The 15,264-nt window shown below is 52.5% G+C and carries 29 protein-coding genes; 17 read left to right on the top strand and 12 right to left on the bottom strand.

The annotated features are described in order from the left end of the window. Positions 1-49 precede the first annotated feature (49 nt). The 7 genes from Q3Y58_RS03165 to Q3Y58_RS03135 are packed head-to-tail and all read right to left on the bottom strand — an operon-like array spanning position 50 to position 3,779. The gene (locus tag Q3Y58_RS03165; protein WP_319620981.1) at positions 50-1,093 is read right to left on the bottom strand and encodes a DUF7146 domain-containing protein; all 1,044 of its coding nucleotides are present in this window, start codon (positions 1,091-1,093) and stop codon (positions 50-52) included. Continuing rightward, entirely contained in the window at positions 1,086-1,382 is a 297-nt protein-coding gene (locus tag Q3Y58_RS03160; RefSeq protein WP_319620980.1) for a hypothetical protein, read from the bottom strand. The genes Q3Y58_RS03165 and Q3Y58_RS03160 overlap by 8 nt, the downstream gene beginning before the upstream one ends. Then, positions 1,379-1,702 (bottom strand): hypothetical protein, encoded by a 324-nt coding sequence (locus Q3Y58_RS03155; RefSeq protein WP_319620979.1) that lies wholly within the window; start codon positions 1,700-1,702, stop codon positions 1,379-1,381. Before Q3Y58_RS03155 ends, Q3Y58_RS03160 begins: the two co-directional genes overlap by 4 nt. Positions 1,703-1,715: 13 nt before the next feature. After that, the gene (locus Q3Y58_RS03150; protein WP_319620978.1) at positions 1,716-2,015 is read right to left on the bottom strand and encodes a hypothetical protein; all 300 of its coding nucleotides are present in this window, start codon (positions 2,013-2,015) and stop codon (positions 1,716-1,718) included. Beyond that, the gene (locus tag Q3Y58_RS03145; RefSeq protein WP_319620977.1) at positions 2,012-2,788 is read right to left on the bottom strand and encodes a hypothetical protein; all 777 of its coding nucleotides are present in this window, start codon (positions 2,786-2,788) and stop codon (positions 2,012-2,014) included. The genes Q3Y58_RS03150 and Q3Y58_RS03145 overlap by 4 nt, the downstream gene beginning before the upstream one ends. Continuing rightward, a complete protein-coding gene (locus Q3Y58_RS03140; protein ID WP_319620976.1) occupies positions 2,785-3,270 on the bottom strand; it encodes a RuvC family protein in 486 nt (161 codons plus the stop codon). Before Q3Y58_RS03140 ends, Q3Y58_RS03145 begins: the two co-directional genes overlap by 4 nt. Beyond that, a complete protein-coding gene (locus tag Q3Y58_RS03135; RefSeq protein WP_319620975.1) occupies positions 3,267-3,779 on the bottom strand; it encodes a phage regulatory CII family protein in 513 nt (170 codons plus the stop codon). The genes Q3Y58_RS03140 and Q3Y58_RS03135 overlap by 4 nt, the downstream gene beginning before the upstream one ends. Positions 3,780-3,920: 141 nt before the next feature. Here Q3Y58_RS03135 and Q3Y58_RS03130 point away from each other — a divergent pair, with 141 nt between their 5' ends. Further along, complete coding sequence (locus Q3Y58_RS03130) at positions 3,921-4,142, top strand: hypothetical protein (RefSeq protein ID WP_319620974.1); 222 nt, start codon at positions 3,921-3,923, stop codon at positions 4,140-4,142. On the opposite strand, the gene Q3Y58_RS03125 is transcribed toward Q3Y58_RS03130, so the two are convergent. Continuing rightward, positions 4,139-4,351: a helix-turn-helix domain-containing protein gene (locus tag Q3Y58_RS03125; RefSeq protein ID WP_102867915.1), complete on the bottom strand. Its 213-nt coding sequence runs from the start codon at positions 4,349-4,351 to the stop codon at positions 4,139-4,141. The genes Q3Y58_RS03130 and Q3Y58_RS03125 overlap by 4 nt on opposite strands. 95 nt (positions 4,352-4,446) lie before the next feature. Between Q3Y58_RS03125 and Q3Y58_RS03120 the strand changes: the two genes are divergently transcribed. After that, positions 4,447-5,151, top strand: a complete 705-nt coding sequence (locus Q3Y58_RS03120; protein WP_180980993.1) for a LexA family transcriptional regulator — start codon at positions 4,447-4,449, stop codon at positions 5,149-5,151. Positions 5,152-5,205: 54 nt separating this feature from the next. Here the strand turns inward: Q3Y58_RS03120 and Q3Y58_RS03115 are convergent, their stop codons facing one another. Beyond that, positions 5,206-5,745 carry a hypothetical protein gene (locus tag Q3Y58_RS03115; protein WP_319620973.1) on the bottom strand — a complete coding sequence of 180 codons (540 nt, stop codon included), beginning with the start codon at positions 5,743-5,745 and terminating at the stop codon, positions 5,206-5,208. After that, positions 5,723-6,538, bottom strand: coding sequence for a hypothetical protein (locus Q3Y58_RS03110; protein ID WP_319620972.1), 816 nt, complete (start codon positions 6,536-6,538; stop codon positions 5,723-5,725). The genes Q3Y58_RS03115 and Q3Y58_RS03110 overlap by 23 nt, the downstream gene beginning before the upstream one ends. Before the next feature lie 163 nt (positions 6,539-6,701). Between Q3Y58_RS03110 and Q3Y58_RS03105 the strand changes: the two genes are divergently transcribed. The 13 genes from Q3Y58_RS03105 to Q3Y58_RS03050 all read left to right on the top strand — a co-directional run bounded on the left by Q3Y58_RS03105 (position 6,702) and on the right by Q3Y58_RS03050 (position 12,617). Continuing rightward, entirely contained in the window at positions 6,702-7,019 is a 318-nt protein-coding gene (locus Q3Y58_RS03105) for a hypothetical protein (RefSeq protein ID WP_319620971.1), read from the top strand. Further along, positions 6,986-7,375 (top strand): hypothetical protein, encoded by a 390-nt coding sequence (locus Q3Y58_RS03100; protein ID WP_319620970.1) that lies wholly within the window; start codon positions 6,986-6,988, stop codon positions 7,373-7,375. Before Q3Y58_RS03105 ends, Q3Y58_RS03100 begins: the two co-directional genes overlap by 34 nt. A 293-nt stretch (positions 7,376-7,668) precedes the next feature. Beyond that, positions 7,669-8,415 carry a hypothetical protein gene (locus tag Q3Y58_RS03095; RefSeq protein WP_319620969.1) on the top strand — a complete coding sequence of 249 codons (747 nt, stop codon included), beginning with the start codon at positions 7,669-7,671 and terminating at the stop codon, positions 8,413-8,415. Continuing rightward, complete coding sequence (locus tag Q3Y58_RS03090; RefSeq protein WP_319620968.1) at positions 8,415-9,050, top strand: ERF family protein; 636 nt, start codon at positions 8,415-8,417, stop codon at positions 9,048-9,050. The genes Q3Y58_RS03095 and Q3Y58_RS03090 overlap by 1 nt, the downstream gene beginning before the upstream one ends. Positions 9,051-9,223: 173 nt before the next feature. Next, complete coding sequence (locus Q3Y58_RS03085) at positions 9,224-9,640, top strand: hypothetical protein (RefSeq protein ID WP_319620967.1); 417 nt, start codon at positions 9,224-9,226, stop codon at positions 9,638-9,640. Beyond that, on the top strand, positions 9,640-10,035 hold the full coding sequence (locus Q3Y58_RS03080; RefSeq protein WP_319620966.1) for a DUF968 domain-containing protein: 396 nt from the start codon (positions 9,640-9,642) through the stop codon (positions 10,033-10,035). The genes Q3Y58_RS03085 and Q3Y58_RS03080 overlap by 1 nt, the downstream gene beginning before the upstream one ends. After that, positions 10,032-10,325, top strand: coding sequence for a hypothetical protein (locus Q3Y58_RS03075; RefSeq protein WP_319620965.1), 294 nt, complete (start codon positions 10,032-10,034; stop codon positions 10,323-10,325). Before Q3Y58_RS03080 ends, Q3Y58_RS03075 begins: the two co-directional genes overlap by 4 nt. Beyond that, the gene (locus Q3Y58_RS03070; protein ID WP_319620964.1) at positions 10,322-10,492 is read left to right on the top strand and encodes a hypothetical protein; all 171 of its coding nucleotides are present in this window, start codon (positions 10,322-10,324) and stop codon (positions 10,490-10,492) included. The genes Q3Y58_RS03075 and Q3Y58_RS03070 overlap by 4 nt, the downstream gene beginning before the upstream one ends. A gap of 3 nt (positions 10,493-10,495) precedes the next feature. Beyond that, positions 10,496-10,825, top strand: coding sequence for a hypothetical protein (locus Q3Y58_RS03065; RefSeq protein WP_319620963.1), 330 nt, complete (start codon positions 10,496-10,498; stop codon positions 10,823-10,825). Further along, a complete protein-coding gene (locus Q3Y58_RS03060) occupies positions 10,826-11,071 on the top strand; it encodes a hypothetical protein (protein ID WP_319620962.1) in 246 nt (81 codons plus the stop codon). Next, positions 11,068-11,424 carry a hypothetical protein gene (locus Q3Y58_RS03055; RefSeq protein ID WP_319620960.1) on the top strand — a complete coding sequence of 119 codons (357 nt, stop codon included), beginning with the start codon at positions 11,068-11,070 and terminating at the stop codon, positions 11,422-11,424. The genes Q3Y58_RS03060 and Q3Y58_RS03055 overlap by 4 nt, the downstream gene beginning before the upstream one ends. 87 nt (positions 11,425-11,511) lie before the next feature. Further along, positions 11,512-11,763, top strand: coding sequence for a helix-turn-helix domain-containing protein (locus Q3Y58_RS19475; RefSeq protein WP_413697776.1), 252 nt, complete (start codon positions 11,512-11,514; stop codon positions 11,761-11,763). Beyond that, on the top strand, positions 11,655-12,617 hold the full coding sequence (locus Q3Y58_RS03050; protein ID WP_319620959.1) for a tyrosine-type recombinase/integrase: 963 nt from the start codon (positions 11,655-11,657) through the stop codon (positions 12,615-12,617). Before Q3Y58_RS19475 ends, Q3Y58_RS03050 begins: the two co-directional genes overlap by 109 nt. 228 nt (positions 12,618-12,845) lie before the next feature. On the opposite strand, the gene Q3Y58_RS03045 is transcribed toward Q3Y58_RS03050, so the two are convergent. Beyond that, positions 12,846-13,781 carry a LysR family transcriptional regulator gene (locus tag Q3Y58_RS03045; protein ID WP_274216502.1) on the bottom strand — a complete coding sequence of 312 codons (936 nt, stop codon included), beginning with the start codon at positions 13,779-13,781 and terminating at the stop codon, positions 12,846-12,848. Positions 13,782-13,945: 164 nt separating this feature from the next. On the opposite strand from Q3Y58_RS03045, the gene Q3Y58_RS03040 reads away from it, so the two are divergent. Together Q3Y58_RS03040 and Q3Y58_RS03035 are read left to right on the top strand one after the other, a co-directional pair. After that, positions 13,946-14,092 (top strand): DUF2256 domain-containing protein, encoded by a 147-nt coding sequence (locus Q3Y58_RS03040; RefSeq protein WP_274216501.1) that lies wholly within the window; start codon positions 13,946-13,948, stop codon positions 14,090-14,092. Positions 14,093-14,106: 14 nt separating this feature from the next. Further along, positions 14,107-14,529 (top strand): DUF3429 domain-containing protein, encoded by a 423-nt coding sequence (locus Q3Y58_RS03035; RefSeq protein ID WP_319620958.1) that lies wholly within the window; start codon positions 14,107-14,109, stop codon positions 14,527-14,529. A gap of 7 nt (positions 14,530-14,536) precedes the next feature. Here Q3Y58_RS03035 and Q3Y58_RS03030 read toward each other — a convergent pair whose 3' ends face one another. Next, positions 14,537-15,232 (bottom strand): MerR family transcriptional regulator, encoded by a 696-nt coding sequence (locus Q3Y58_RS03030; RefSeq protein ID WP_274216499.1) that lies wholly within the window; start codon positions 15,230-15,232, stop codon positions 14,537-14,539. Positions 15,233-15,264: the final 32 nt, after the last annotated feature.

Genomic DNA, 15,264 nt, shown 5'->3' with positions numbered 1-15,264 from the left:
TTCTGAGTTAAATTCAAGCTCTCTCTGAGCGTCCGCAGTTGATCCCCTGTCATGCCGCCACCTCATTCAATACGTCCAGCCAATCAAACCCCGGAACTAGGGGCTCTTGCACATTAGAAGTCACGCCCTGAGCCATTAGCCTCTCTGCCCCGCTACGCGCTGAGCGAATACCGTCAGGGACTGAGTAGCAAAGCTTTGTCTCGCTAAATTTAGACACGTCGTTGTCTGCGTAGATATCTGCCCGCGTGACTTCGAACGGCAGTTCCACGTTCGTAAATCCGGCCCGCGCCAGCACAGGCCAGACCGGGAGCCCCGTCAAAGCCATCACCGCAAGCCCCGTCTCTATGCCTTCTGTGATCGCAATGCGCCCGCCCAAAGGATCGCCAAGGCGCACCGCCCCGCCGTGTATCAAGCCAAGGCCAAGCTTCATCTTTTCCTCGGGCGCCTTCTTGCCCTCTGGCGTGACGTAAATGCGCCAGATTGCCAAGTGCTCACCGTCCACGTTAACGACCTGAGCCATTAGAGCCGGATAATATCGCCCCGATGGATGCCGCAGGCTGTGATGATACCGGAGAGACTTCGGCCATTCGCGCTTTGGTATGCCGCGCCCGATCAAATACGCCTCCGCTGGCGTGCCCTCTATCGGAGATCCCTCCGACCATAGCTTTTTTGATCGCTCACGGATCTGCGCTTCCGTCTCGGCCTGCTCTTGCGCTGCCGCCTCTGCATCGGCCTTGGCTTTGGCTTTGCGTGCTTCACGTTCTGCTACTTCCTCCGCGCTGAGGGGCTTTGCCTTCCTGCCGGTTGGGTTCGGTCGCCCTGTCAGTGCCTCTACAGCTTCATGAAACGACAAGCTGTTTACGTGTTTCAGAAAGCCGATAGAATCCCGCCCTTTGTCCGCGCCACGGCAGTTCCAAACGCCTTTTGCTGTGTTGTAGCTTAGCCTGTCATCGCCACCGCAAGCGGGACAACCGCCGACGCTGATAAACTCCGAACCAGACCTCTTGAACCGCGCCGTTGTCATCTCTGCGGCGGTTGATAGAGGCACAGAACGCGCCTCATCAACCCATTCCTGATATGCTTGCTCACTCATGACCTTCTATCACCTTCTGGATTTCCTTGAGCGCCTGCGTCGCTGTGCGTCGCTTGACATTGCGCCTACCGCTCGCCCATTGAACCAAGATGACGAACCAGAAGAACGCCATGATCCATTGCATGGCACTTGAGCCAATCCAGACAGCAAAAGACATAAATGCAGCAAGGATAAGCAACCACACTGCGCTTTGCGCAAGGCCATCCCAGTAGTTTTTAATAAGCACCAACGTCATTTCGTTGCTGGACTCTTTAAATGCTTCTTTTGCTTTGTTCAGTTTATCACTCATGACGCTAGCTCCGGTCTAAAGTATTGCAATGCTCGATCAGCTATCAGCACTTCCAGCGCCGCCGCTGCTCGCTTGCCGCTGATGATCCCTGACCGTTTCATCATCAATGGAATTTCGATTGTCTCCAAAGCGTCGCAGAAAACACCTAGCCGATTTGACATGTCGCGGTTCTTCTTCAAAACCCGAGACACCGCCACAAGTAGCGCTTGGCTGATCCACTTTGGCCTGTTCTTGATTGACGTAATCGCAAACATCACGTTGAAAGCGTGCTGCGGCCCATCCCGCGTTAGGATCTTCTGAAGCGTCAGAATCGCGCTCATTTGCTGGGGAGCGTCATGGTCTAAACAAGGCCTCTGCTTGTCTGGTATAATCTTCACGCGAAAACGCTCTGCCAGCTGCACGGCGTCGCTTATATCCTTCATTTTCCCGCTCCAGTTTGTTGATTTCCTTACGTAGCCGCTTGATTTCTGCGGCTTGGGTCTCGCATTTGCGCTGCAAGTTTTCCGCCCGTCCCCGAGCTAGGTCACGGTGAGCTAGGGCTTCCTCTACTTGCTCATGGGGCTGTGTCGCCCGGCGCGCTGCGTACTTGTCCAGCACCCGGCGCGCCTTCTGCATTGCGTCCTGAGGCGTCATGCCGCCCTCGCCCGTTCTTCAGGCTCATAGAAGCGCTCTTGAAGCTCCTGCACTGCCGACATCTTCATGTGATACTGTGCGGGAATATCAAGCTCGTACTTGTCGCCGCTGCCGTGGTTCTTCTCTAAAAGCCTCAGGTGACGCTTACAGGCAATTTCATCTCCATCCATGCATCCATCATCTTCGTCCGAGATAGTCCTCATAATGAAGCTGGCTCGTTCTGGCGTGACGCCAAGAATAGCGCTGCAAAGCTCGTCCCAGCTACCATAGTGCTCATGCACCGCCTCGCGGATTTTCCGGGGGGGCACACCCACTGCTTTGGCGATATCCTGCATCGAGTACCGACGCTGGATGTACGGACCCAGAGACTGAAGGACCGCGCCTTCGGATCGAAGGAACTGCGGCACGTGGTGCTCTGCCAAGTACCAGCCATATGGGCGACTTCTCGACCTAGTCATGAAGGCATTGATATGCTCGCCGGTAACACCGTATTTCTCGCCAAGATGGTCTACGCTGATGCCTATCCTCGCTCCCTCACGAATGGCCGTAAATCGTTCGTCTTTGGACATCCCGGCCCACTTCGCTCCATCCTCTTTCAGAACAGAATCGGAAAATTCAACCCAAGTCATACCTTGCGTGTTCCTCGCCCACGTCCGCATTAGCGACTCTGAGACACCAATTTGTTGGGCAACAAAGCTCACCATCGGGTTTTCACGAACCGCGCTCTTTACACGCTCAATCTGCTTTGTGATGTGTTCTTGATAAACGCTCATGACGCCTCCCCCTGTGACTTTAAGAAATAAGCGCCTATGAGTGCCGCCTCTGCGGCGTTGTGGTCTTTCTTGCGCTTGAACATAAAAGATTGATTTGGGAATAAATGGATTGCCTTTTGGCGCGCTTCCTCGGCCCCACCAGCCGACTTTGAGGCAATTCCCATTGCCTTCTTCCACTTCTGTGGCGTCACAAGATGCAACGGTAACCCGTTAGCCTGAATAACCGCCTTGCAAGCTCCATATGCAGCGCCAAACCGGAACATCGAAGAAACGCCTTGTCCCGGCATTGCTGAAACTCGTTCTACAATCCCAGCTTCGGAATGGTATGAGATGATGAGCTTTGTAAGTTCGGCAGAGTCTATCTCGCGCTTAGAACCCTCTCCAGTAGTCGGCAGGTCTCCAGCGTCTAACAACTCTCCGCGCGCTGCAAAAGCCGCCCAACCGCCGCTAAGGCCCGGATCTATTGCTATAATATTAATCATGCTGCGCTCTCCCGCTTGAACGGGTTCACTACATCGCCGCGCGACTGGTGTGATCTTGCGGCTTTGATCAAGCTAAGGCTTTCATATGCCTTAGAAACTTCGTCACTGATAGCCTCTATCTCGTGATCCTCAATGATGCCATCCTCTACGGCCTTGAGGCATTCACCGAGCCCGCCGTTAAGCATCGTAGCCATGCGCACCACCTCGCCCATGGCATCAACGCCGGTTACGTCTTCAGGAAGTTTCACGACGCTATACCCAAGCTCACGCAGCATCATGATCAGCGCTGTTGGCCCCTTTCCGATCTGCGTTTGGAATTCGGAAAGCTTGAATAGGTTACATGTGGTTATGTTGGTCTGCTCATCTGCGCGCGGCCATTTGTAGACAGCGGACCGTGACGCGCCTGTCACCTCAACGGCAACCTCGGCGCCGCCTACATCTTCGATCAGAAGCTTGGTAGCGCCAGCAACCAAATCCTGCACTTGCTTATCTGTTCTCGACCTGTTCACGGGTACAAATCCCTCGATTTGTGCACATGCAAAACGCAATCTTGTTTGCTATGTTCACGATGTTGTTAGTGAGTAGCGCGGGGGAAGGTGTTGCAGCACCAGACCCCCGCAAGGACACCCGGAAGAATGGATACCGCCCGAATGCCCGTAGAAAACGAGAATGCCAATGTGCCCCGCACCCCCGTTGAGCAAATCGATGAACTATCCGCCATAGTCATCCACCTGCTTAGCTTGTTGACTGACGACCAAATTGAACAACTGAAGCAGGTAGAAATCCCGTTGGTTGTCCGAGAAGGTCGCCCGTCTCGTTTCGTTAAGTTGGCGGACTATCTGCCGCCTAAGAGCGAAGGCGCGGACGCCTAAGCTGCTTGCTTGTCTTCAACACTTGGATACCAGCTGGTCCAGTGAACGGCCCCGCCCGTAGCCTTGTGAATTTCTTGAGCAACAGACACCGTTGGAAGGCGCTGGCCGCTGAGAAAACGAGAGAGCACAGCGGGACTAACCCCGATCTGCTCGGCCAGCGCATAACCCCGGATGCCGTTCTCTTTCATGTACTGCTTTAACGTGCTCATGGGAATTTAATTACCAGCAAATTACCAAGTTGGCAAGGTAAAAAATTTCACAAAGCACAATTTTAATTGCCAAAGGCCTAAGCATGATAGCCATCATGGAAACGAACCCGATCAAGCTTGCGAAGTTCTTGACAGGATGGAACGGCGAAGCCCTTGCCGACGCTCTAGGCGTCTCGCCCGCGCAGGTGTCGAGAATGCAATCTGGCAAGCGGAAAATAACAATCGACCAGATCAACCAACTGGCAGAGTTATGCCAAATGACGTCTGGTGAGTTTTACGCTAAGTTAGGTGGAGAGCCGCAACGTGAAGATAAACCCAAACAAAACCAAGACGCCAGCTTAGTGCAATTGCATCATGGCAAAAGTACTACAAATGAAATACCAAATGCAGGTAGACCTAAAAGCATATATACTACTTTGGGAGAATTGCCTGTGTACGGGGAGAGTACTGAAACGTCCAAGGGTTCTACTTTAGGTAGGCCAATAGATGCAATACCAGCACCTGCACAACTTGCGGATGTGCCAGAGGCCTACGCTGTATACGTTACTGGCGACTCAATGGTCCCGCGTTTTGATGAGGGAGAGGCCGTTTTTGTGAACCCAAGACGCCCGGCAATGGTTGGAAGCTATGTTGTCGTGCAAATTCAGGAGGGTGAAGACATTCATTTTTACGTCAAAAGATACGAAGGGAGAGAAGACGGACATAGAGTCTTCTCTCAGCTCAACCCGCAAAAACAAATCAAGTTCCACGAAAGCAGGGTGCAAGCTGTTCACAGGATCGTTGCTACAGCGCTTGTATAAGCCAAAATAAAGCCCACTGAGAGCGTTTTGCCCTCAGTGGGTACCTTTCCACCGTCAATCAAGAGGAATAAGCTCAGCGCCTTCCTTAAGCTCCTGAGTCTCTTGGTCCCAATCTTCAAACCTACTCTGTTTCAGCCACGCAGAAGTTGCCAGCCGACGAGCTGTGTTTTCGTAGGCCCTAATCATCCTCTCATGCTTCATGATCACGCTCATGACCTCGCCGCATGTTGGCATGTACTTAAACACCACCCGACCCGAGTCCAGATCACGGCGCCCAAGCTGTAGCGCCTGAATTGTGACGCCTTCGTCAAGGATAATGCTCCAAAGCGCGTTTGCTTCCGTATCCGCCGCCTGAGGATCAATCCCGTCCCATTTGGCATAAACGCGCGTCGCAAAAGCTACAGCGTGCTCCTTGGGGCACTTGTTGAATGACTTGGCATATTCTGCGTAGATATCCCGCGCCTCCTGTCTGCGGCTCGGATGAAGCGTTCCATTGCGGTAATACTCATCGCAGAATTTTTTGCACCGGCCATATGCCTCTGTGTGCTCGGCGAGTGGAACGATGTCGTTTTTAGCTACGGTTGTAAGCTGCATTTAGTCTCTCCTGGTATTTGTCGCGCAGACGGTCTGGGTTGTTACGGCGCTGCTGCTCGCTTTGTGATGGCAGTCGCTCGATCACGTTGAGAATCCAATTATTCCAAGTCTTGCCCCAATCAATCTTGGTAGCGGCTGATCCGCTTTTGCTTGTCCAATAGTTGCGGAACTTCTCGGCCTCGAATTGTATTCGCTGGTCACTCAGCCCCTTCGCTCTGGCGTACTCGATGTTTTCAGACGTCGGGGACCAATCCTCTTGCAACCTAGTGCCTCTTTTTTTCTCCTTTTTCGCGGGCGGTGCGTCAGCAACGCCTAACAAAGAAGGATTAGAGATAGGATTAGAATAAGGATTAGTATTAAGAGAAGGTGCAGATTTGCACTTTGAGAAGGTGCAATTTTGCACTTTGAGAAGGTGCGAATCCACACCACTCGAAGGTGCAGATTTGCACTCTCGAGAGTGCGCGTCCGCACTAAACAAATCAGCCTCACAAAACTCGGGCATCGTATACCATTTGGTCCGGTCAAATGGGCTGTGGTTGTATTCAGATGTGCTTGTTATCTCTCCTGCTTCCTCCAGTTTGGCAAGAATGCGCTTCATGCGATCTTGCGTGATGTGCGGGTACAGCGAGCATAGCCCTTTGGCCGACTTGCAGACCCAATAGGCGCCGCCTTTAAGGCCCTGCCCCTCACTCTTGTTGCCAGCGATAAACACCCGCAGACCGTGCAAGACTGTCGCAGCGTCTGAGCCGTACTTTCTCGCCTCGCTCACGCGGTAGCTGACATATTCAATCATTTCAGCACCTCTGGTTTCGTGTTGCGCAGATGACAAGGTGTCAATTGCATGCCTCGTTGGTAAAATTAATTTTCCATCTTGTCAATTTTTTTATTGCCATGGTGGTAATCTTGTGCAATAACACTCTCAACAGCAACGCGCACCACCGCTTTGGAGGGTCATCATGGAATTCTACGCAGAGATTGAAACGACCATCGCATACAAGATCCTTGGTCATCACGTAGCCGACATTGACGCGGTTGTTACTGCCAAGTTGTCGGTCTGCGGTGAAGACTTTGAGGTTGTCCGCATCGACATGACCGATCTGGACGGTGGTAGCGTCACTCTTGAGCATCGCAAGGATGCAACTGGCGATGACCTGAAGCGAGCGGTGGAGTTCTACAGCATCAAATACGATCTGGAGCGCGATGAGAACATCGCAAGCACGTTTTGGGAGCAATACCGCGAATGGCAGGCAATAGCGCATCAGGAGGCAGCGTGATGGGGTATTACCAAGACGTAGATGAGGCCTACTACATTGATGAGCTTGTTTATGAAGAAGAACGCGAGAGACTTCATTATCAGAGACAAGAACAGGCCTCTTTCAAGCGCGCTGTAGCTGCTGAGGTAAAGCGCCAATTGAAAACGCTTACCCCAACTGGCGTTGCTTCACAACAAGATCAGAAACCCGAAAAACGCAAACAACCAAATTCAGGTAAGAGGGTAATAGTAAGTTGCAAATGCTGTGACAAACCTTTCAAAGCGCGGGTTTCGGATCGTAAGCGCGGGTGGGGCCGGTTTTGTTCAAAAAGCTGCTCTGCATTTTGGAAAACTCACCGTCGGAAATGGGTGGCGTAATGCCCCGTTGGCTGGTGGCGGCTGAAACAGTCGCCCCTGCCCTCATACTGCCAGCGCTAGCGGCATGTGTAGGGCTTTTATGGTGGGTCCCGCTATGAGCAACGTAATCCAGTTCAAGCCGTTAGATCACAAGAAGCGGGCGGAATACTGGCGGGACAAGGCTCTAGGGCTTCAGGAACACCTCAGGCTCAACCCTCATCTCTACTACCTTCAGGGCCAAATCGACGCAGCTCTTACCATGGCGGAACACCACGAGAAACGAATTCCATACGAAATCAGGAGGCAATGGGAAGATGAACGTAGTAGCGAAAATTGGTCACAACCAGCCGCCAGTGACACCGTTTGACGAAAGCAAGAATGAAATAGAGTCCTTGTTTGAAGAGGGTCAGGCTTGGATAGACGGAGAACCCATCCAAGATCAAAAGACAGCAGATTTTGTAGCAATGCTACTGGACCGTGCACGGAAGGCCGCAAAGAAAGCAGATGACCGTCGCAAGGCTGAGGTCAAGCCTCTTGATGATGAAAAGAAGGCAATTCAAGCAAAGTGGAACGAACTCATTGGCGACACAAAGTCGGTCAAAGGCCGCGCGGTTATGTTGCAGTCTGCCTGCAAAGAGGCGCTGGCGCCTTGGCTGGAAGAGCAGGACCGCCTGAAGCGGGAAGAAGAAGAGAAGGCCCGCCGTGCGGCTGAAGAAGAACGGCGTTTGGCAGAAGAAGCGTTACAGAAAGCAAAAGGCGCATCTTTGCAGGAAAAGGTGGAGGCGGAACAGCAACTTGACGCGGCAAAACACGCTGAAGCCATTGCTGCAAAGGCGGCAAAGGATAAGGCAGGCGCCAAGCACGGATCTATGCGGTCTGTTGGTCTGCGAACAAAGCGCGAAGCAAAAATAACAGACATGCAAGCTGTTGCCGCCTGGTACTGGAAGAATAACAGGTCCGTTCTTGAGGCGTTTCTGTCAGAGCAAGTCCAGAGAGACATTCGTAACCAGTCTATTCAAATTGATGGCGTCGAAATCATTGAAACAAAGGTGGCTGTTTGATGTTCACTACAAGCGACAAGCAATCAAGCATTATCTCTGCTCTGATGGATGTGCATAAGAGCGTAACCAGCGTAGGTAAAGACGGTCGCAACCCTCACTTCAAGAACAACTACGCTACACTTGAAAACGTCATCATGACGCTTCGAGACGCTTGCAACGAGCACGGCATTATCATTCAGCAGTTCTCTGGTAAGTGCGTTGACAACAGCCTGACAATTATCACCCGCATCACACATACGAGCGGCGAATGGCAGCAGTCTGAAACCGAAATCCCGATGACAAAGCGCGATCCGCAACAGTATGGCAGCGCTCTCACATACGGTCGCAGGTATGCCCTTCTAGCCGCTTTCAATCTGCCAACCGTTGACGATGACGCAGAAAAGGCTATGGGCCGCGATGACAAGAAAGTCAAAACAGTCTCAGAGCCAGAGATTGAGCGCCTACGCAATGGCCTGCGTCAGGCTGACTGGGCAGAGCAGGAGTTTCTGTCAAAGGGCGGGTATCAGTCTATTGACTCCATTCCATCAGATCACATGCAGGGTTGCCTGCGCGCTATCGCTGCCCGCATCAAGCAAAAGGCAGAAGCTCGAACAGGTATGAACAACAACGATAATCCGTTCAACCAAGCGGCATAAACCCATCACATCAAATGTGCGCGCCCAAAGGCCAAACATAAACCCAGAGAAATGGAGGCAAGGATGTAACATCAAGGGCAAACATAACCCCGGCGACCTGACCCATAGCCGGGGACGCCCCTCTAAGCGCATCTCTGGTGCGCTTTGATGGACGTTGGATAGGAGAAACAGAAATGGCTTCAAACCCATTTTACTTCATTAAAAAGGGGAATGCTCTTTTCCCGGCATCCCAGTATGACGCTGAGCGGCTCGGACAGTTCAAAGAAGGCTCACAGGTATCATGCAGCACGCTAAGCCAGAAGCGTAGCATACCGCATCACCGCAGGTACTGGGTAGGTCTAAGCGAAATAGTACGGGCAACAGAGTGCGCCCCGAACGCTGAGAAGCTTCACCAAGCAATCAAGCTAGCGCTTGGTTACGTTTCTCCAGTCGTGACCGCAAGCGGTGATGTGGTCCGAGTTCCAGACAGTACCAGCTTTTCTCAAATGGATGAAAAGTCGTTTCAGCAGTTCACAAATCAAGCCGATGCTTGGTGCCTTGAGAACCTGGGCGTTGGAATATTCGACAGCAGCATTCAGGAGGCCGCGTGATGGGTTTTCGTATTCAAGCACCAGCAACAGCGTTTTCTCTTGACCCGTCAGGCAAGGCACACAAGCGGGTAGAGGACCCTAAGCACCTGGCTTTTATCCGCACCCTGCCCTGTCTTGTTTCTGGCGTCTACGGCGTGGAAGCGGCTCACGTTAGGTATGGAGATCCTGCATATGGGAAGCCCATGACTGCAAAGGCCCGCAAGCCGCATGACTGGTGGGTGGTCCCTCTGTCACCAGAGGCTCACAGAGCGCAGCACAGCACTAAGGAGCGGCTCTATTGGGACTGGTGGGGCATTGATCCGCTGGCAGTCGCACAGGCCCTCTACAGAGTCTCAGGGGACACAGAAGAAGCATTGAAGATTATCGCTAAAGCAAGAGCAGGAGGTAAGGCATGAAAAATTGGACGATTAAAGAAGATCTTCAACTCGTAGCTTGGTTCGATTTCGTCGGTACTGTTCACCTAAGCAGAGACTTAGGACGATCTGATCAGTCTATTAAGGATAGAGCTAAAAAGCTAAAGGAAACCGGCGCGTGGGATGACTTAAAAGCGTTCAAAAAGGCTGAATTCAAGCACCTTCAGGCCTATTACGAAAAGGTTGGCAACAAGAGCGCGTCAGAAGAAATTCAAATGCTTCACCCGTTTTCACCTGAGCATGGGATGGCAGACGAAGGAGACGAGGCATGACAGTCATTTTTGACGATGTAGAAGACAATCGCGAGACCTGCTTGAGTTGCGGTGGGACAGGGTACGTAGTCGCCTTTGACGAGTGCGACCATTATCCGGTCAGGGAAGAGTGCCTAGAATGCGAAGGCACGGGCTTCACTGAGCCGTATTGGGATGATGAGGAGTAAGGCATGACTAAAGCACAGCACACGCCGGGGCCTTGGCAATGGGTAGAGGAAATCGATTACGGATATGGATACACAACTCTGGAAGGGCCAGACGGTCAAGAGGTTCTGACAACAGGCGGCATCAATGATGGAGATGAGCCAATCACATACATGGGTGATGACTCAAAGCCCGCAGACTTGGCGCTAATAGCCGCAGCGCCGGAAATGTTGGAGCTTCTGGAAGATTTTATCGATGTGTATGTCAAGTGCCCCACTATGGAAGACAGTAGTTTAGGCATCATCAGCTTAAAGATAAAGGCAAAGAAGATAGTAGCAAAGGCAAAGGGGGAATAGATGACTAACGTAGACATTCAAGAACTCGCCAACGCTTCTGGCTTTGGGAAGGCAAAAAGGGCGCTGAAAGAAGCCGGGGCATGGGATGAGGACGCAGGCAAGCCGAACCAAAAGTATTTTGTGAAGGTAGAGGAGTTCTATGCCGTAGAAGCCCGCAGCCGTTCTGAAGCTATTCGCAAGGCCGAACAAGCGAGCCCCGAGTTCGGCGAGTATGATGTGAAAAAACAACAGGAATGCGATCAATGAACAAGATCAAAGAAGCAGAGAAGAAGTGCGAAGAAGCTTGGGAACGGGCAAAGGTTGCGGACTTGGCTCTAGAGGACTTCTGGGAGCAGTACGACATGGCAAACGCAGAAGTTCTTAGGACAATGGGTTCACCATTCATTACCAAGACGAATCTAACTGAGCCTCAAATGAGAAAGTTTCTAAATCTTCTGACTGATAGCTCAGCCGCCGCTAATGCGTACGTTCATGCAGTAGGCCAGCTTCGAAAAGCCGAAAAAAGTCAGAGGCAAAGCGCCTTGAGAAGGGTGCAGCATGAAGCTACCCCCTATGCGTTTGATAGCCTTGTCAAGCGGTCTTGGCATCATAACAGATGAGGGCGGGAACAGCATAACGGAGGCCTTGCCCTACGACATGGCGCGGGAGATCCTGCGGCGGATACTGGCATTCAAGGAGAGCGATCAATGAACTACACGCCGGAGACGCTAGCCGAGCGTTGGAAGGTATGCGCTAACACTGTGCGTTCTATGTGTAAAAAGGGAGAGCTATTGCACTTTAGAACGGGGCGGCTATACCGTATCCCCCACAGAGCGGTGGAGGATTACGAATGCGGCTCACAAAGTATAGAGGAAAATGGTACGTCAGCTTCAAAGAGGGAGACAAGTATCGCAGAATATCAACGGGCACGCACGATAGGGAAGCTGCGGAGCGCATAGCGCGGGATATCTACGGGGCGGCTGAGGTCAAGGCAATAGTCACAGTATCTGACCTGTGGCACAAGGCTCAAGAAGACAAAGTTGGCCGCCCTGTTTACCAGAATATGGAATACCATTGGAAGTCGATAGGCCCCTACTTCGGGCGCTTCGAACCACACCACATCAAAGTTAAAGACTGCCGAGATTACGCCAGAATGCGCCGTGACGCGGGCAAGGCAGAAAGCACGATAGCCACAGAGCTAAAGCACCTCAGAAGCGCCCTGAGATGGGGCGAAAAGCACGGAATGATTCCTGAGGCGCCATACATAGAAGTTCCAGCCGATAGCGAGCCACGGGAACGATTCCTCTCAAGGAAAGAGTTTCGGGCCCTGCTGGATCATGCAGCCTCACCCCACATCCGATTAGCAATGATCCTTCTCTTGACCACGGCAGGGCGCATAGCCGCCGTGCTGGAATTGACGTGGGACAGAGTGGACTTTGACCGCGACAGGATACACCTAAGCCTTTCCAATCGCGGCAAGGGGCGCGCGGTAGTCCCGATGACAGAGCAGCTTAAAAGCGAACTCAAGCGAGCATACGTTCTGCGTACGTCTCAGCACGTCATCGAGTACGGAGGCAAGCCGGTCAAGTCGATCCGCAGAGGCATTGTGAACGCCGCAAATCGTGCTGGTATTGAAGGAGTTACACCGCACGTATTCCGGCACACAGCGGCTGTATGGATGGCAGAGGACGGACACCCAATGGAAGAAATATCCCAGTTCTTGGGGCACAAGGACATCAACATCACGCGCCGAGTGTACGCCAAATTCTCACCTGAACACCTGAAGAGCCTAGCAACAACACTAGCGTTTTGATTTGTGAAGTGCTCCCTTGCACAAGTGTTCAAAAATGCACGTTGAAGCTGTTGATAAATGCGGTATATGAACGGAAAAGAAGCGTCCCTACCACTAAAAATCAATAGGTTAGCGAGGGACAGCAAAACTGGGGGTGAAGGGGTCGTCGGTTCAAATCCGGCCTACCCGACCATTAAAACCAAAACTCCATGTGACATTTGGTTTTCATCTCACCAACAAGCACCAATTCTATTGGCACTTTGCTGGGCAAGCGGCCCAATCTCCCACGAACTCTTCGCTCAAGAAATCCAGAAAAGCCTTCAAACGCGCTGAATTCTGCGACCGCTCGGTGTATACCGCACTAATTTGCTGGTTTGCATTGGCAACGTCTTCGGCCAACAAAGACACCAACCGCCCTTCTTGAACGTCTGTTCTGACCAGAAATGAGGAGAGCAAGCCAATGCCATGGCCTTGCCGCACGAGGGCCAGCACACCCTCTCCGTTGTTCGCGCCAACCTTGCTTGGCAACCGTACCGTCTCAATTTGCCCAGCCGCATTCCGGATTTGCCAGTTGTTGAGCGACGGCAACCCAATGAACTGCACTGCCTCATGCCGTTCCTTGAGTGCACCTATGGTTGCCGGGGTCCCCTTCTCTTCCAGATACTCTGGAGAGGCCACAAGACACAACGAACACTCACCAAGCGAGCGCATGTACATGGTGCTGTCCTGAGGTGGCGCTATGCGAATAGCCACGTCAGCACGATCTGCGATCAGATCCACCATGGCATCGGTCATGATCAAGTCTACTTGGAGCGCAGGATGACGGGCGCGCAAGTTTTTAAGCCGCGGTATGAGCTGGTGTATGGCAAACGGCACCGAAGAGTTCACACGCAAGCACCCGCCCACCGCGTTTGAGCCGTCACGTACTTCGCTCTCTGCTTCCTCAAGATCAGAGAGGATGCGCACTACACGGTCGTAGAACTGTCGCCCTTCACGTGTCAGATCCAGCTGCCTCGTTGTGCGTCTTATGAGACGCGCACCGACCCGTTCCTCAAGGCGTGTCAAAGCACGGCTGATTGAAGATGGCGCAGCGCCAAGGCTCTCGGCAGCGGCGGAAATCGAACCACGATCAACAATCGCAGTGAAGACGACAAGGTCGCTGGTGCGGTCAAGTATCTGAGACATTGTTGCATTCTATGCAAAGGAACCGCGCATTCAACCAGTTATGACCTCAATCAACCGCCAATCAGAGCGAAACAAAGGTGCTTGAGCCCAATGCAGCCCTCAGTTTCCTTGAGGCTTTTTTGCTCTGACCCATTTCTAATGGCGTATCAAAGGGGACACCTAAAGTGGCACATCGCAAACCGCACCTACCGCAAAAAGATTGCAAGACCTGCGGCAAACCATTCGCATGGCGGCGAAAATGGAAAAGCTGCTGGGAAGATGTAAAGTATTGCTCTGAACGCTGCCGCCGCACGAAACTATCGAAACAATGACCGAACACACCAAGTTGATCAACGCCTTCACCTACGCAGGTGCTCTGCCGTTCGCAGCCATGATGTTGGCCGCGTGGTTCGGAATTGCCGAGTTACCTCTTATCGGAACCCCAACGACTGTCAGCCTGATTTATGGCGCCGTCATCGCCTCATTCATCGCGGGAAGCCACTGGGGCTTTTTCATAGCTGATCGCGAACAAACCGGCGCAAACATAGCAATCCTGTCAAACTGTGCCGCTCTGCTGATTTGGATCAGCGTTCTTGTGTTTCCGGGCGCGTTGGCGCTTTCAGCACTCGCAGTGCTTTTTGCAGGCTTGCTTTTAGTTGATTTTCATCTAGCCAAGGAAGGTGTCATCGCGGAACGGTATCTCACGCTCCGGATACGAATCACAAGTCTAGTCGTGGTCCTGCTGATCGGGCATGTTTTTGCGTTGTAAACCAGCCCTAGCGGGTCTGATCCAACATTCGCTTGCACTCCAGAAGTTCAAAGAGCGTTGATTGCAGGAGCCGGATTTCTTCCTTGGTCATATTGCCCGGATCATCTGAAGGCTCTCGCTGCCCGCCGCGCAACCGATCCATGAACTTCAATGCTGTCGGTGCATGCGATGGGGTATCAGACTGGTCATCATCTGGCAGCAACCCAGCAGGAAGCGGCTCATCTTCCTCTTGCTGTTCCGCGTAAGTACCAGCAGCCCCTGCCTGTTCCTCCCGTTCAAAGAACAGATCATCGTCGTTGGGCTCGTTGTTTTCCGGCTCTGGCGCAGTGTAGACAGGCTCTCTTTGTGCAGCCACTGGCTGGTAAGTCTGCTCCTCCCCCTCATCACTGGCCTGTTGGAGACCCGCAATTCCAACGGCAGAATGCACATCAGGGTTCTGCCCGATGTCCATGACAAACCGAGCACCTTGCTCGCGCAGGATGCGTTGCACACCCTTGATGGTGTAGCCCTCACCGTAGAGCAAATGGCGGATTCCAGCCAAAAGCTCAACGTCTTCAGGCCTATAATAACGACGTCCACCGCCTCGCTTCAAAGGCTTGATCTGCGTAAACCGCGTTTCCCAGAAACGCAGCACGTGTTGTGGCAGATCAAGATGCTCTGCCACTTCGCTAATTGTACGGAAGGCGTCAGCGCTTTTTTGCACGGTGATTTTCGCTATTTACTGAGGCTGGACGG

Source organism: Nesiotobacter zosterae, assembly GCF_033843645.1.
Lineage (GTDB): Bacteria > Pseudomonadota > Alphaproteobacteria > Rhizobiales > Stappiaceae > Pseudovibrio > Pseudovibrio zosterae.
This window is presented reverse-complemented; position numbering and strand designations above follow the sequence as displayed.

What these genes read in the sequence shown, in the direction of transcription:
- Q3Y58_RS03165 (WP_319620981.1), bottom strand. Translation starts at nt 1,093, where the DNA reads ATGAGTGAGCAAGCATATCAGGAATGGGTTGATGAGGCGCGTTCTGTG.
- Q3Y58_RS03160 (WP_319620980.1), bottom strand. Translation starts at nt 1,382, where the DNA reads ATGAGTGATAAACTGAACAAAGCAAAAGAAGCATTTAAAGAGTCCAGC.
- Q3Y58_RS03155 (WP_319620979.1), bottom strand. Translation starts at nt 1,702, where the DNA reads ATGAGCGCGATTCTGACGCTTCAGAAGATCCTAACGCGGGATGGGCCG.
- Q3Y58_RS03150 (WP_319620978.1), bottom strand. Translation starts at nt 2,015, where the DNA reads ATGACGCCTCAGGACGCAATGCAGAAGGCGCGCCGGGTGCTGGACAAG.
- Q3Y58_RS03145 (WP_319620977.1), bottom strand. Translation starts at nt 2,788, where the DNA reads ATGAGCGTTTATCAAGAACACATCACAAAGCAGATTGAGCGTGTAAAG.
- Q3Y58_RS03140 (WP_319620976.1), bottom strand. Translation starts at nt 3,270, where the DNA reads ATGATTAATATTATAGCAATAGATCCGGGCCTTAGCGGCGGTTGGGCG.
- Q3Y58_RS03130 (WP_319620974.1), top strand. Translation starts at nt 3,921, where the DNA reads ATGCCCGTAGAAAACGAGAATGCCAATGTGCCCCGCACCCCCGTTGAG.
- Q3Y58_RS03125 (WP_102867915.1), bottom strand. Translation starts at nt 4,351, where the DNA reads ATGAGCACGTTAAAGCAGTACATGAAAGAGAACGGCATCCGGGGTTAT.
- Q3Y58_RS03120 (WP_180980993.1), top strand. Translation starts at nt 4,447, where the DNA reads ATGGAAACGAACCCGATCAAGCTTGCGAAGTTCTTGACAGGATGGAAC.
- Q3Y58_RS03115 (WP_319620973.1), bottom strand. Translation starts at nt 5,745, where the DNA reads ATGCAGCTTACAACCGTAGCTAAAAACGACATCGTTCCACTCGCCGAG.
- Q3Y58_RS03110 (WP_319620972.1), bottom strand. Translation starts at nt 6,538, where the DNA reads ATGATTGAATATGTCAGCTACCGCGTGAGCGAGGCGAGAAAGTACGGC.
- Q3Y58_RS03105 (WP_319620971.1), top strand. Translation starts at nt 6,702, where the DNA reads ATGGAATTCTACGCAGAGATTGAAACGACCATCGCATACAAGATCCTT.
- Q3Y58_RS03100 (WP_319620970.1), top strand. Translation starts at nt 6,986, where the DNA reads ATGGCAGGCAATAGCGCATCAGGAGGCAGCGTGATGGGGTATTACCAA.
- Q3Y58_RS03095 (WP_319620969.1), top strand. Translation starts at nt 7,669, where the DNA reads ATGAACGTAGTAGCGAAAATTGGTCACAACCAGCCGCCAGTGACACCG.
- Q3Y58_RS03090 (WP_319620968.1), top strand. Translation starts at nt 8,415, where the DNA reads ATGTTCACTACAAGCGACAAGCAATCAAGCATTATCTCTGCTCTGATG.
- Q3Y58_RS03085 (WP_319620967.1), top strand. Translation starts at nt 9,224, where the DNA reads ATGGCTTCAAACCCATTTTACTTCATTAAAAAGGGGAATGCTCTTTTC.
- Q3Y58_RS03080 (WP_319620966.1), top strand. Translation starts at nt 9,640, where the DNA reads ATGGGTTTTCGTATTCAAGCACCAGCAACAGCGTTTTCTCTTGACCCG.
- Q3Y58_RS03075 (WP_319620965.1), top strand. Translation starts at nt 10,032, where the DNA reads ATGAAAAATTGGACGATTAAAGAAGATCTTCAACTCGTAGCTTGGTTC.
- Q3Y58_RS03070 (WP_319620964.1), top strand. Translation starts at nt 10,322, where the DNA reads ATGACAGTCATTTTTGACGATGTAGAAGACAATCGCGAGACCTGCTTG.
- Q3Y58_RS03065 (WP_319620963.1), top strand. Translation starts at nt 10,496, where the DNA reads ATGACTAAAGCACAGCACACGCCGGGGCCTTGGCAATGGGTAGAGGAA.
- Q3Y58_RS03060 (WP_319620962.1), top strand. Translation starts at nt 10,826, where the DNA reads ATGACTAACGTAGACATTCAAGAACTCGCCAACGCTTCTGGCTTTGGG.
- Q3Y58_RS03055 (WP_319620960.1), top strand. Translation starts at nt 11,068, where the DNA reads ATGAACAAGATCAAAGAAGCAGAGAAGAAGTGCGAAGAAGCTTGGGAA.
- Q3Y58_RS19475 (WP_413697776.1), top strand. Translation starts at nt 11,512, where the DNA reads ATGAACTACACGCCGGAGACGCTAGCCGAGCGTTGGAAGGTATGCGCT.
- Q3Y58_RS03050 (WP_319620959.1), top strand. Translation starts at nt 11,655, where the DNA reads ATGCGGCTCACAAAGTATAGAGGAAAATGGTACGTCAGCTTCAAAGAG.
- Q3Y58_RS03045 (WP_274216502.1), bottom strand. Translation starts at nt 13,781, where the DNA reads ATGTCTCAGATACTTGACCGCACCAGCGACCTTGTCGTCTTCACTGCG.